Here is a 12,845-nt window from a genome sequence, read left to right on the forward strand (position 1 = left end):
CGGGCGGCGCCCGGTATCGGACCCGCCGCCGCGCCCACGTCAGTTCCGGGCCGGCGCGGTCGTCGGGAGCGGGCCGGCCGGTACACCCCCGGGGACCGGTGCGGCGATCTCATCGGTGATCACCGCGCCGGCGAACTGCGACCGGTAGAGCCGGGCGTACGCGCCGTCGGCGGCGAGCAGCTCGTCGTGGCTGCCCTGCTCCACGATCCGGCCCTGCTCCATCATCAGGATCAGGTCGGCGTCGCGGATGGTGGAGAGCCGGTGCGCGATGACGAAGCTGGTCCGGTCCGAGCGGAGCGCCGCCATCGCCCGCTGGAGCAGCACCTCGGTCCGGGTGTCCACCGAGCTGGTCGCCTCGTCGAGGATCAGCAGCGACGGCTCGGCGAGGAACGCCCGGGCGATGGTGATGAGCTGCTTCTCGCCGGCGCTGACGTTGCTGCCCTCCTCGTCGATCACGGTGTCGTACCCGTCGGGGAGGCTGCGCACGAACCGGTCCACGAAGGTGGCCCGCGCCGCCGCGCGGATCTCCTCCTCGGTGGCGTCCGGCCGCCCGTAGGCGATGTTGTCCCGGATGGTGCCGCCGAAGAGCCAGGTGTCCTGGAGCACCATGCCAATCCGGCTGCGCAGCTCGTCGCGGGGCATCGAGCTGATGTCCACCCCGTCGAGCGTGATCCGGCCGGCGTCCAGCTCGTAGAACCGCATGATCAGGTTGACCAGGGTGGTCTTGCCGGCGCCGGTCGGGCCGACGATGGCCACCGTGTGTCCCGGCTCGGCCACCAGCGAGAGGTCGTCGATCAGCGGCTTGTCCGGGTCGTACCGGAAGGAGATGTGCTCGAACTCGACCCGGCCGCTGACCCGGGGCGGCGCGGGCCGCTCGGGGGTCTCCTCCTCGGCGTCGAGCACCTCGAACACCCGCTCCGCGGAGGCCACCCCGGACTGGAGCAGGTTCGCCATCGAGGCGATCTGGGTGAGCGGCTGGGTGAACTGCCGGGAGTACTGGATGAACGCCTGCACGTCGCCGAGGGTCATCGACCCGGAGGCGACCCGCAGCCCGCCGACCACGGCGATCGCGACGTAGCTGAGGTTCCCGACGAACATCATCGCCGGCATGATGATCCCGGAGATGAACTGGGCCCCGAAGCTGGCCCGGAACAGCTCCTCGTTCTTCTCCGCGAAGGCGGCCTGCACCTCGCGCTGCCGGCCGAAGACCTTGACCAGCTCGTGGCCGGTGTACGCCTCCTCGATGAGGCCGTTCAGCTCACCCGTGTGCCGCCACTGGGCGACGAACCGGCGCTGCGACCGCTTGGCGATCTGCTGGGTGACGACCACCGACAGCGGCACCGCCACCAGGGCGACCACGGCCAGCAGGGGCGAGATCCAGAACATCATGGCCAGTACGCCCACCACGGTGAGCAGCGCGGTGAGCAACTGGCTCAGCGTCTGCTGGAGCGTCTGCGCGATGTTGTCGATGTCGTTGGTGACCCGGCTCAGCAGCTCGCCGCGCGGCTGCCGGTCGAAGTACGGCAGCGGGAGCCGGTTGAGCTTGTCCTCCACGTCGGCGCGCAGCCGCAGCACGGTCCGCTGCACCACCCCGTTGAGCAGCCACCCCTGCCACCACATCAGCAGGCTGGCGCCGAGGTAGAGCGCGAGCGCCAGGGTGAGCGTCCGGCCCAACGCGGTGAAGTCGATGCCGGCCCCGGGCACCACGTGCATCCGGGCCAGCATGTCGGCGAAGTTGTCGTTGCCGGCGGCCCGGGCCGCGGCCACCGCCTGCTCCGGGGTGGTGCCGGCGGGGATCTGCCGGCCGATCACCCCGGAGAAGATGATGTCGGTGGCGTGCCCGAGGATCTTCGGACCCGTCACGCTCGCCCCGACGCTGGCCAGGGCCAGGGTGACGATCGCGGCCAGCGGCAGCCGTTGCGGCCGGAGGCGGCCCAGCAGCCGCCGGGCGGACGGCCCGAAGTTCATCGACTTCTCCGCCGGCATCGCGGCGCCCATCCACGGCGGCCCCCCGCCGCGCCGCGCGGCCGCGGGCAGCCGGTTCGGCGTCCGCCCGTCGGCGGCGGCCGGGCCGGCGTTCGGCTTCTGCTCGGGTACGGAGCTCACGCCGGCACCTCCGCCGTCTGCTGGGACGCCACGATCTCGGCGTACGTCGGGCAGTTCTCGAGCAGTTCCTCGTGTCGTCCCATGCCGACGACGCCCCCGTCCTCCAACACGATGATCTGATCGGCGCCGATGATCGTGGAGACCCGCTGGGCCACGATCACCACCACCGCGTTCCCGGTGACCGGCTTCAGCGCGGCCCGCAGCCGGGCGTCGGTGCCGAGGTCGAGCGCGGAGAACGAGTCGTCGAAGAGGTAGATCTCCGGTTTGCGGACCAGCGCGCGGGCGATCGCCAGCCGTTGCCGCTGGCCGCCGGAGACGTTCGTGCCGCCCTGCGCGATCGGCGCGTCCAGACCGCCCGGCATCTCCGCCACGAAGTCCCGGGCCTGGGCGATCTCCAGCGCCGCCCAGAGCTCCGCGTCGGTCGCGTCCGGGTTGCCGTACCGCAGGTTGCTGGCGACCGTGCCGGTGAACAGGTACGGCCGCTGCGGTACCAGCCCGATCCGGCGCCACACCTCGTCCGGGTCCAGCAGCCGTACGTCCACCCCGTCGACCAGCACCGCTCCGGCGGTGGGGTCGACCAGCCGCGGGATCAGGGTGAGCAGGGTGGTCTTGCCGGCGCCGGTGGACCCGATGATCGCGGTGGTCCGGCCGGGGCTGGCCGTGAACGAGATGTCGTGCAGCACCGGCGCGCTCGCCCCGGGGAACTGGAAGTCGACGTGGCGGAATTCCAGCTCGGCGCGCCGGGTCATGGTGAGCACCGGCTCGACCGGCGGCAGCACCGACGAGTCGGTGTCCAGCACCTCGACGATGCGCTCCGCGCAGACCGCCGCGCGCGGCACCATCATCAGCATGAAGGTGGCCATCATGACCGCCATCAGGATCTGCATCAGGTACTGCAGGAAGGCGGTCAGGGCGCCGACCTGGATCTGGCCGGAGTCCACCCGGCCGGCGCCGAACCAGAGCACCGCGACGCTGGAGACGTTCAGCACCAGCATCACCACCGGGAAGATCAGCGCCTGGAGCCGGCCGACCCGCAGGGCGGTCGCGGTGAGGTCGGCGTTGGCCTTGCCGAACCGCTTCGTCTCGTACGGCTCGCGGACGAACGCCCGGACCACCCGGATGCCGGTGATCTGCTCGCGCAGCACCCGGTTGACCGTGTCGATCCGGGTCTGCATGAGCCGGAAGCCGGGCACCATCCGCCGGGTGATCAGGCCCAGCGCGACCGCCAGGACCGGTACGCAGACCAGCATCAGCCAGGAGAGCCCGACGTCCTCCTGCAGCGCCATCACCACGCCGCCGACGCTCATGATCGGCGCGGCCACCAGCATGGTGCAGCTCATCAGCACGAGCATCTGCACCTGCTGCACGTCGTTGGTGTTGCGGGTGATCAGCGAGGGCGCGCCGAAGCGGCCCACCTCGCGGCCGGAGAACTGGTTGACGTGGCGGAAGATGCCGGCCCGGACGTCGCGGCCGAAGCCCATCGCGGTCTTCGCGCCGAAGTAGACGGCGGCGATCGAGCAGGCGATCTGGAGCAGGCTGACGAGCAGCATCCAGCCGCCCGTGCGCAGGATCTGGTCGGTGTCGCCGACGGCGACGCCCCGGTCGATGATGTCGGCGTTGAGGCTCGGCAGGTAGAGCGACGCCATCGTGCCGACGAACTGGAACGCCACCACCGCGGCCAGCAACCGCCGGTACGGGCGCAGGTTGGTACGGAGCAGGCGGATCAGCACGGACGGCTCCCGGACGGTTTCTCGGTGTCGGACTCGCTGTCCCGGTTCAACCGGCGAGGGTCGCCGTCGGACATGGTCGTGATGATTTCGATGAGGAACTCGCGGACCACCTCCTTCTTCGCCGGATCGGCGTCGACGGAGGTGAGCGGGCGGTCGCTGTGGATCAGGTCGATGATGGCCAGGGCGTGCTCGCGGCCCTTGTCGGTCAGGCTGAGCTGGACGCTGCGCCGGTCGTGCGGGTTCTGCTGGCGGGCGACGAAGCCGTCGCGTTCCAGGGTGTCGACGATGCCGGTGAGCGTGGCGGGGCGGACGAAGCACCGTTCGGCCATTTCCCGGTGCGTACTGTCGCCCGCCCGGAGCAGAATCATCAGCACCCGCATCCCGGCCGAGGTGAGGCCGTGATGCTCGGCGAGGTAGCGGCCCCAGTGCTGTTCGACGACGTGGCCGGCGATGGAGATCAGCCGGCCGAGCGGCGCCTGGCGCAGCGCGTCGGGGAAGGTGACGAGCGGTCCCATCTTCACGGTCGTCAGATTAGCCCCCGGATGGTCAGGGCCCAAACTAATTTCGGAGATCAGGTCCCTTTGTCAGCCGGCGGGGCGGCGCGGGGTGGTCGGGTCGTCCGGCGCGGTGGCGATGTACTCACGCATCACCTCGGCCACCTCGCGCAGGAAGGCCGTGGTCGCCTCGGCCTGCTCCGGGGTCAGCCGGCCGACCGCGCGTTCGACGCCGGCCAGCATCGGGCGGAGCGCGTCCAGCACCTCGCTGACGGCGTGCTCGGTCACCCGCAGCGAGAGTCGGCGTCGGTCGTACGGGTGCGGGGTGCGCTCGACGTGACCGGCCTGCACCAGCCGGTCGACCAGGGTGGTGGCCGAGGCGGACCGGATGCCGAGACGGTTGCCCAACTCGACCGGGCCGAGCGGCTCGGCGCTGGAGACGAGGTGGTCGATGGCGGCCGCGTCGGTGGTGCCGATACCGAGCCGGCGGGCCAGCGCGGCCCGGGTGTCGCCGGCCAGTCGCAGCAGTTCGCGCAGCGCGCGGGCGGCCTCGCTGGTCGCCGGCGCCTCGCCGGCCTCCGGCCGGTCCCGGTCCGCTCCCGCGGTTGACGGCGACCCCTCCATGGGTAAAAGCTAGCAGCTCGGGTAGCTAGAAAATCTAGCTAATCAGGGAGGTCGCAATGCGCAGCGACGGACGCGGGCGCTGGTGGGGCCTGCTCGCGATCAGCCTCGGCGTGGCGATGATCATCGTGGACGCCACGATCGTGAACGTCGCCGTACCCCAGATCATCCGCGACCTGGAGATCATCTCTACCGACGCCCAGTGGGTACAGGAGGCGTACACCCTGGTCTTCGCAGCGTTGCTGCTGGTGGCCGGGCGCTTCGCCGACCGGTCCGGCCGCCGCCGGATGTTCGTCACCGGGGTGATTGTCTTCGTGGTCGCCAGCGTGCTCGCCGCGCTCGCCGGCTCCGGGGAGGCGCTGATCGCCTCCCGGGTGCTGCAAGGCATCGGCGGCGCGATGATGCTGCCGACCTCGCTCTCCCTGCTCAACGCCAACTTCACCGGCCGGGAGAAGGGCATCGCCTTCGCCATCTGGGGATCCACCATCGGTGGCGCGGCGGCCCTCGGTCCGCTGCTCGGCGGCTGGCTCACCACCACCTACTCGTGGCGCTGGGCCTTCGGCATCAACATCCCCGTGGGGCTGGCCGTGGTCGCCGCGACCCTGGCGCTGGTCGCCGAGTCTCGCGACGACCGGGCCGAACGCGGCGTCGACCTGCTCGGCGCGCTGCTTTCGGTGCTCGGCATGACCGGCGTGGTCTTCGCCCTCATCGAGGGCCGCACCTACGGCTGGTGGACGCGGGAGAAGCCGTTCCACCTGTTCGGCCTGGACTGGACCGCCGCGGTCTCACCGGTGCCGGTCGCCGGGGCGGTCGGCCTGGCCACGCTCGGCGTCTTCCTGGTCCAGCAGCTACGACGCAACCGGGCCGGCCGCCCGGCCCTGCTCGACCTGTCCCTGTTCGGCATTGGCTCGTTCCGCAACGGCATCCTGGCTGCCGCGATCGTCAGCCTGGGCGAGTTCGGCCTGCTCTTCGCCCTGCCGCTGTGGTTCCAGAACGTGCTCGGCTACAGCGCCTTCCGGACCGGTCTCGCGCTGCTGCCCCTCGCCGTGGGTAGCTTCCTGGCCAGCGGCCTCGGCGCCCCGCTGACCCAGCGCTGGGGTGCGGCCCGGGTGGTCCAGCTCGGCGTGGCCGCCGAACTGGTCGGGGTGGCCGGGCTCGGCTTCGTGGTTGCCCCGGACACCGCCTGGTGGGCGCCGCTGGGCTTCCTCTTCGTGTACGGCGTGGGCGTCGGCCTGGCCACCGCGCAGCTCACCGGCGTCTCCCTCGCCGAGGTGCCGGTGCGGCGTAGCGGTCAGGGTTCCGGCCTGCAGAGCACCGGGCGGCAGGTCGGCTCCGCACTCGGCATCGCCGTGCTCGGCACAGTGCTCTTCGCCAGCCTCGGCGGCATCCTCACCGACCGGATCGCCGACCAACCCGGCCTCGCCCCGGCCCAGCGGGACCAGGTGGTGACCGCCGTCAAGGAGAGCGCCGGAGCGGCGATCGCCGGGCTGGCCGCGGATCCGCGTACCGCGCCGCTCGCCGACCAGGCGAAGATCGCCTTCTCCGACGCCACCCGGTACGCCGCCTTCGCGGCGGCCGGCTTCCTGCTGATCGGGCTGCTCGCCTGCCTGCACCTGCCCCGAACCCGGACCGACGTCCCCGCCGGAGAGGTAAGGAAGGGCCCCCTGTTAACGCCTGGCGCATGACAGGGGGCCCCTCTTAACGCGTGGTCACCAGCTGGTCGGCAGCGGCATGCCCTCGGTGTAGCCGGCGGCGCTCTGCACGCCGACCAGGGCCCGCTCGTGGAACTCGTCCAGGTTGCGCGCCCCGGCGTAGGTGAAGGCGCTGCGGACCCCGGAGATGATCTCGTCGATCAGGTCCTCCACCCCGGGACGGGTCGGGTCGAGGTACATCCGCGCGGTGGAGATGCCCTCCTCGAAGATCGCCTTCCGGGCCCGGTCGTACGCGCTGTCCTCACCTGTACGGGCGCTGACCGCCCGGGCCGAGGCCATGCCGAAGCTCTCCTTGTAACGCCGGCCGTCCGGCTCGGTGTAGAGGTCGCCGGGGGACTCGTAGGTGCCGGCGAACCAGGAGCCGATCATCACGTTCGAGGCGCCGGCGGCCAGGGCCAGCGCCACGTCCCGGGGGTGCCGTACGCCGCCGTCGGCCCAGACGTGCCGGCCCAGCGCGCGGGCCGCCGCGGCGCCGTCGAGCACCGCCGAGAACTGCGGGCGGCCGACGCCGGTCATCATCCGGGTGGTGCACATCGCGCCCGGGCCGACACCCACCTTGACGATGTCCGCGCCCGCCTCCACCAGGTCCCGTACGCCCTCGGCGGTGACCACGTTGCCGGCCGCGACCGGGACCCCGGGGTCGAGCTTCCGGACCGCCCGCAGCGCCGAGATCATCCGTTCCTGGTGGCCGTGCGCGGTGTCCACCACCAGGGTGTCCACCCCGGCTTCGAGCAGGGCGGCGGCCTTGCCGGTGACGTCGCCGTTGATGCCGACCGCTGCGGCGATCCGCAGCCGGTTCCGGTCGTCCACCGCCGGCTTGTAGAGGGTGGCGCGCAGCGCGCCCTGCCGGGTCAGCACCCCGACCAGCCGCCCCTCGCCGTCCACCACCGGGGCGAGCCGGCGCCGGCCGGCGGACAGCCGGTCGAAGCCGGTACGCGGGTCCGCGTCCGCCGGCACGGTGTGCAGCTCGGTCGACATCACGTGCCGGAGCTGGGCGAACCGGTCCACGCCCACGGTGTCGGCCTCGGTGACCACGCCGAGCGGCCGGCCGGCCTCGTCCACCACGATCACCGCGCCGTGCGCGCGCTTGGGCAGCAGGTGGATCGCGTCGCCGACGGTGTCGGTCGGGCCGAGGGTGATGGCCGTGTCGTGCACCAGGTGGCGCTGCTTGACCCAGCCGACGACGTTGGCCACCACCTCGATCGGGATGTCCTGCGGGATCACCGCGATGGCGCCGCGCCGGGCCACCGTCTCGGCCATCCGCCGGCCGGCGACCGCCGTCATGTTGGAGACCACCAGCGGAATGGTGGTGCCCGTGCCGTCGGCCGTGGCCAGGTCGACGTCGAGCCGGGAGCCCACCTCGGAGCGGTTGGGCGCCATAAAGACGTCGTTGTAGGTCAGGTCGTGCGCGGGAACCGCGCCATGAAGGAACCGCACCGGAACATCATTCCTGCTCGCGGCCGGTCCCGCCGCCGCTGGTGGCCCAAACCACCCCGGCCGCCACGGTCCCTGTGGCGTTAAAAGGGGCCCCTGCCCTACCGGAGGCGTTAACAGGGGCCCTTCCTTACACCTCAGGCGATGGTGCAGATCGCCGCGCCGGCGGTGATCACGGCGCCGACCTCGGCGGCGAGGCTGCTCACCGTACCCGCCTTGTGGGCGTGCAGCGGCTGCTCCATCTTCATCGCCTCCAGCACGACGATGAGGTCACCCTCGGCGACGGTGTCCCCGTCCGCGACGGCGATCTTGACGATGGTGCCCTGCATCGGGGAGGTGAGCGCGTCGCCGCTGACCGCGGCGCCGGCCTTGCTGCCACCGCCCCGGCGGGCCGGCTTCTTCGCGGCTGGCGCGGCCGCCGCCGTACCCGCGCCCAGGCCGGCGGGGAGGACCACCTCCAGCCGCTTGCCACCCACCTCGACCACGACGGTCTCGCGCTCGGCCGGGCCCTCGGCGGGGTTGGCCGCGGCGGTGAAGGCCGGCACGGTGTTGTTGAACTCGGTCTCGATCCACCGGGTGTGCACGGTGAACGGCTCGGCGGTGAACGCCTCGTCCCGGACCACCAGGCGGTGGAAGGGCAGCGCCGTGGCCATGCCCTCGACGATCATCTCGTCCAGCGCCCGGCGGGCCCGCTCCAGCGCCTCGGTACGCGTCTCGCCGACGATGATCACCTTGGCCAGCAGCGAGTCGAAGTTGCCGCCGATCACGTCGCCGGCCGAGACGCCGGTGTCGACGCGGACGCCCGGGCCACTGGGCAGCCGCAGCGCCGTGATGGCGCCCGGGGCGGGCAGGAAGTTACGGCCGGGATCCTCGCCGTTGATCCGGAACTCGATCGCGTGGCCGCGCGGCGTCGGGTCCTCGGTGAAGCGCAGCTTCTCGCCGTCGGCGATCCGGAACTGCTCGCGGACCAGGTCGATGCCGGCGGTCTCCTCGGTCACCGGGTGCTCCACCTGGAGCCGGGTGTTGACCTCCAGGAACGAGATGGTGCCGTCCGCGCCGACCAGGTATTCCACGGTGCCGGCGCCGTGGTAGCCGGCCTCCCGGCAGATCGCCTTGGCGCTGTCGTGGATCTGCCGGCGCTGGGCCTCGGTGAGGAACGGCGCCGGGGCCTCCTCGACCAGCTTCTGGTGCCGGCGCTGCAGGGAGCAGTCGCGGGTGCCCACCACGATGACGTTGCCGTGCTGGTCGGCCAGGACCTGCGCCTCGACGTGCCGGGGCTGGTCCAGGTACCGCTCGACGAAGCACTCGCCCCGGCCGAACGCGGCGACCGCCTCGCGGGTGGCCGACTCGAACAGGTGCGGAATCTCCTCCATGGTGCGGGCCACCTTGAGGCCGCGCCCGCCGCCGCCGAAGGCCGCCTTGATGGCGACCGGCAGGCCGTGGTCGACCGCGAAGGCCATCACCTCGTCGGCGTTGCCGACCGGGTCCGGGGTGCCGGGGACCAGGGGCGCCCCGGCGCGCTGGGCGATGTGCCGGGCGGTCACCTTGTCGCCGAGGTCGCGGATCGCCTGCGGGGTCGGGCCGATCCAGGTCAGCCCGGCGTCGATGACGGCCTGGGCGAAGTCGGCGTTCTCGGAGAGGAAGCCGTAGCCGGGGTGCACCGCGTCGGCGCCCGCCTTCGCGGCAACGTCGATCAGCTTGTCGATCCGCAGGTAGCTCTCCGCGGCGGTGTCGCCGCCCAGGGCGTACGCCTCGTCGGCCAGGGTGACGTGCAGTGCGTCCCGGTCGGAGTCGGCATAGACGGCGACGCTCGCCAAGCCGGCGTCGCGGCAGGCCCGGATGACGCGGACGGCGATCTCGCCGCGGTTGGCGATGAGTACCTTGCGCACCTTGGTGGCTCCTCCCGGGAGGTCGATTCCGGGAGTGTATCGGCCGGGGTCGTGACCCTAACGATCGCTCAGTGTGGCATCGCGCACTGTAGTCAAATTTGGCTATTACGCTTGTCCGGTGTCGGCAACGCGGATGATGATTCTGGGCCTGGTCAGGTGGATGCAGCCGGTGCACGGCTACGACGTACGCCGTGAGCTGCTGAGCTGGAGCGCGGACAAGTGGGCCAACGTGCAGCCGGGGTCGATCTATCACGCGCTGCGCAAGCTCACCGAGGAGGGGCTGCTGCGCACCGTCTCGGTCGAGCAGGTCGGTGCCCGCCCCGCCCGCACCACGTACGAGGTGACCGCCAAGGGCGAGGAGGAGTTCGAGACCCTGCTGCGGGCGCAGTGGTGGCAACTCCACGAGACCGCGGACCCCTTCGTGGCGGCCTTCTCCTTCCTGCCCACCATGCCGCGCGACGAGGCGGCGGCGGCGCTGCGCAATCGGGCCAACCTGATCCGCGCTGGCATCGAGTCGATGCGTGCCTCCCTGGACTCGGACTGGGTGCGTAACCGCAAGCCGGTGCATGTCGGGTGGATGTTCGAGCTCTGGCTGGCCCGCGCCGAGGCGGACATGGCCTGGTGCCTGCGGATCGCCGAGCGGATCGAGTCGGGAGTGTCGTACCTGCCGGCTGGAATGGAGCGGGGCGACGGGTGGTCGGGGTGGCAGGACGGCACCCGGGCCGGCGATCGAGACGCGGATTAATCAACGTTGACCATAAGAGTTATATCGCGATAGCCTCAGCCCGAGCCGTGTGGGAGAGGTGTGTCCCCGGCACGAACGATCGGCGGCCGGTCACCTCCGGCCCGGACGACCAGGAGCAGACATGATCGAGACCAGGGGGCTGCGGAAGTCGTTCCGCTCCCGCGCGGGTCGCGAGACCAAGACCGTGGAGGCGGTCCGGGGCGTCAACCTCGAGGTCGCCGAGGGGGAGATCTTCGGTTTCCTCGGCCCCAACGGCGCCGGCAAGACCACCACCCTGCGGATGCTCGCCACCCTCATCGAGCCGGACGGCGGCGACGCCACCATCGCCGGCGCCGACCTGCGCAAGGACCCGGCCGAGGTGCGTCGCCGGATCGGGTACGTGGCCCAGGGTGGCAGCACCTGGGACGAGTCCACCGCCCGCGAGGAACTGGTGCTGCACGCCCGGCTCTACGGCATCTCCAAGGCCGAGGCGCACCGGCGGGCCACCCGCGCCCTGGACGCCTTCCAACTCACCGAGTACGCCGACCGCAAGTGCAAGACCTACTCCGGCGGCCAGCGGCGCCGGGTCGACATCGCGCTCGGCATCATCCACGAGCCGAAGATCGTTTTCCTGGACGAGCCGACCACCGGCCTCGACCCGCAGAGCCGGGCGCACATGTGGGACGAGATCCGCCGGCTCCGGGCGGAGGGGATGACCGTCTTCATCACCACGCACTACCTCGACGAGGCCGACGCGCTCTGCGACCGGATCGCGATCATGGACCACGGCGAGGTGGTCGCCGAGGGCACCCCGGCCGAGCTCAAGCGGGAGATCTCCGGCGAAGTGGTGCTCGTCGGCCTCGACCCCGCCGCCACGCCGCGCGCCGCCGAGCTGCTCGACACCGAGGCGTACGTCACCAAGCTGGAGACCGTCGACGAGGGTGGCCTGCGCCTCTACGTCGACGACGGCGCCGTCGCCATCCCCCAGGTGCTGCGCCGCCTCGACGGCGGCGGGCTGGACCTGCGCTCCATCGAGCTGCACCGGCCCAGCCTCGACGACGTCTTCCTCACCAAGACCGGCCGCTCGCTGCGCGAGTCCTGACCCCCGGAGAAGCTGCCATGAAACTCGCCCGCGACACCTGGCTCATCTTCCAGCGGCAGTTCCTGCTGCTGCTCCGCAACCCCGTCTGGGTCTTCGTCGGCGTCTTCCAGCCGGTGATGTACCTGCTGCTCTTCGCCCCGCTGCTCAAGCCCGCGCTGAACGCCCCCACCCAGGCGGCGGCCTACAAGGTCTTCGTCCCCGGCCTGCTGGTGCTGCTGGCCATCTTCGGCGGCCTGTTCCAGGGCTTCGGCCTGATCGCCGAACTGCGCGCCGGGGTGATCGAGCGGTCCCGGGTCACCCCGGTCAGCCGGCTCGCCCTGCTGCTCGGCCGCTCCCTGCGCGACGTCGTCTCGCTGATCCTGCAGGCGGTCATCATCACCCTGCTAGCGCTCTTGTTCGACCTGCGCGTCTTCATCGGATACCTGCTCCTGGCGTACCTGATGCTGGCCCTGATCGCGCTGATGACCTCGGCCGTCTCGTACGGCGTCGCGCTCAAGGTCAAGAGCGAGGACGCGCTCGCCCCGCTGATGAACACCGTGGCGCAGCCCGTGCTGCTGCTCTCCGGCATCCTGCTGCCGCTCACCTTCGCCCCCGGCTGGCTGCAGGGCGTCGCCAAGTGGAACCCCTTCTCCTGGGCGGTCGACGGCACCCGCGCGCTCTTCGCCGGCGACCTCAGCAACGACCGGGTCTGGCAGGGCCTGTCGATCATCGCGGTGCTCGCCGTCGCCGGCGTGGTCTGGGCCGCGCGGCAGTTCGCCCGCAGCGTCCGCTGAGACGGCGGAGAGAGCTGCCTCTCACCTGGGGCGGGGCACCGGGCCTGCCCGCGTAGCGTAAGTCCGGTGCCCCGCCTCACCCATGACAAGACAACCTGGCTGACCTACGCCCAGCTGGGGCTCTGGGGCTTCTTCCTCTACGGGTTCGGCCCGGTCGTACCCCTGCTCCGCGACGAGCAGGGCACCAGCGCCGCCATCGCCGGCCTGCACAGCACCGGCATCGCCGTCGGCGCGGTCGCCGGCGGCGCGCTCTTCGCGCC

General features: G+C 71.7%; 10 protein-coding genes and 1 pseudogene. 5 read left to right on the forward strand and 6 right to left on the reverse strand.

The features are described from left to right. Window positions 1-39: 39 nt before the first annotated feature. From ACWEVO_RS14310 to ACWEVO_RS14325, 4 genes are all read right to left on the reverse strand, one after another. Window positions 40-1,986 (reverse strand): ABC transporter ATP-binding protein, encoded by a 1,947-nt coding sequence (locus ACWEVO_RS14310; RefSeq protein WP_452307982.1) that lies wholly within the window; start codon window positions 1,984-1,986, stop codon window positions 40-42. Between the two features lie 116 nt (window positions 1,987-2,102). After that, the gene (locus ACWEVO_RS14315; protein ID WP_452307975.1) at window positions 2,103-3,836 is read right to left on the reverse strand and encodes an ABC transporter ATP-binding protein; all 1,734 of its coding nucleotides are present in this window, start codon (window positions 3,834-3,836) and stop codon (window positions 2,103-2,105) included. Continuing rightward, window positions 3,830-4,351, reverse strand: coding sequence for a MarR family winged helix-turn-helix transcriptional regulator (locus ACWEVO_RS14320; protein WP_452307983.1), 522 nt, complete (start codon window positions 4,349-4,351; stop codon window positions 3,830-3,832). The genes ACWEVO_RS14315 and ACWEVO_RS14320 overlap by 7 nt, the downstream gene beginning before the upstream one ends. Window positions 4,352-4,420: 69 nt before the next feature. Then, on the reverse strand, window positions 4,421-4,954 hold the full coding sequence (locus tag ACWEVO_RS14325; protein WP_452307976.1) for a MarR family winged helix-turn-helix transcriptional regulator: 534 nt from the start codon (window positions 4,952-4,954) through the stop codon (window positions 4,421-4,423). Between the two features lie 56 nt (window positions 4,955-5,010). Here ACWEVO_RS14325 and ACWEVO_RS14330 point away from each other — a divergent pair, with 56 nt between their 5' ends. Further along, on the forward strand, window positions 5,011-6,636 hold the full coding sequence (locus tag ACWEVO_RS14330) for a DHA2 family efflux MFS transporter permease subunit (RefSeq protein ID WP_452307977.1): 1,626 nt from the start codon (window positions 5,011-5,013) through the stop codon (window positions 6,634-6,636). Window positions 6,637-6,660: 24 nt separating this feature from the next. On the opposite strand, the gene ACWEVO_RS14335 is transcribed toward ACWEVO_RS14330, so the two are convergent. Then, entirely contained in the window at window positions 6,661-8,100 is a 1,440-nt protein-coding gene (locus ACWEVO_RS14335) for a GuaB1 family IMP dehydrogenase-related protein (protein WP_452307978.1), read from the reverse strand. Between the two features lie 134 nt (window positions 8,101-8,234). Continuing rightward, window positions 8,235-9,986, reverse strand: a complete 1,752-nt coding sequence (locus tag ACWEVO_RS14340) for an acetyl/propionyl/methylcrotonyl-CoA carboxylase subunit alpha (protein WP_452307979.1) — start codon at window positions 9,984-9,986, stop codon at window positions 8,235-8,237. 133 nt (window positions 9,987-10,119) lie between these two features. Here ACWEVO_RS14340 and ACWEVO_RS14345 point away from each other — a divergent pair, with 133 nt between their 5' ends. The 4 genes and pseudogenes from ACWEVO_RS14345 to ACWEVO_RS14360 all read left to right on the forward strand — a co-directional run. Further along, entirely contained in the window at window positions 10,120-10,731 is a 612-nt protein-coding gene (locus tag ACWEVO_RS14345) for a PadR family transcriptional regulator (protein ID WP_452307984.1), read from the forward strand. Between the two features lie 121 nt (window positions 10,732-10,852). Then, window positions 10,853-11,812, forward strand: coding sequence for an ATP-binding cassette domain-containing protein (locus ACWEVO_RS14350; RefSeq protein WP_452307980.1), 960 nt, complete (start codon window positions 10,853-10,855; stop codon window positions 11,810-11,812). Between the two features lie 17 nt (window positions 11,813-11,829). Further along, window positions 11,830-12,585: an ABC transporter permease gene (locus ACWEVO_RS14355; protein WP_452307981.1), complete on the forward strand. Its 756-nt coding sequence runs from the start codon at window positions 11,830-11,832 to the stop codon at window positions 12,583-12,585. 66 nt (window positions 12,586-12,651) lie between these two features. Continuing rightward, window positions 12,652-12,845: pseudogene (locus ACWEVO_RS14360) on the forward strand (MFS transporter); the annotation flags it as partial.

The sequence above is a fragment of the Micromonospora sp. NPDC003776 genome (assembly GCF_053605645.1).

Excerpts from the sequence above, each read along its gene's own strand:
- ACWEVO_RS14310 (WP_452307982.1), bottom strand. The coding sequence starts at position 1,986 with ATGCCGGCGGAGAAGTCGATGAACTTCGGGCCGTCCGCCCGGCGGCTG.
- ACWEVO_RS14320 (WP_452307983.1), bottom strand. The coding sequence starts at position 4,351 with ATGGGACCGCTCGTCACCTTCCCCGACGCGCTGCGCCAGGCGCCGCTC.
- ACWEVO_RS14325 (WP_452307976.1), bottom strand. The coding sequence starts at position 4,954 with ATGGAGGGGTCGCCGTCAACCGCGGGAGCGGACCGGGACCGGCCGGAG.
- ACWEVO_RS14330 (WP_452307977.1), top strand. The coding sequence starts at position 5,011 with ATGCGCAGCGACGGACGCGGGCGCTGGTGGGGCCTGCTCGCGATCAGC.
- ACWEVO_RS14345 (WP_452307984.1), top strand. The coding sequence starts at position 10,120 with ATGATGATTCTGGGCCTGGTCAGGTGGATGCAGCCGGTGCACGGCTAC.
- ACWEVO_RS14350 (WP_452307980.1), top strand. The coding sequence starts at position 10,853 with ATGATCGAGACCAGGGGGCTGCGGAAGTCGTTCCGCTCCCGCGCGGGT.
- ACWEVO_RS14355 (WP_452307981.1), top strand. The coding sequence starts at position 11,830 with ATGAAACTCGCCCGCGACACCTGGCTCATCTTCCAGCGGCAGTTCCTG.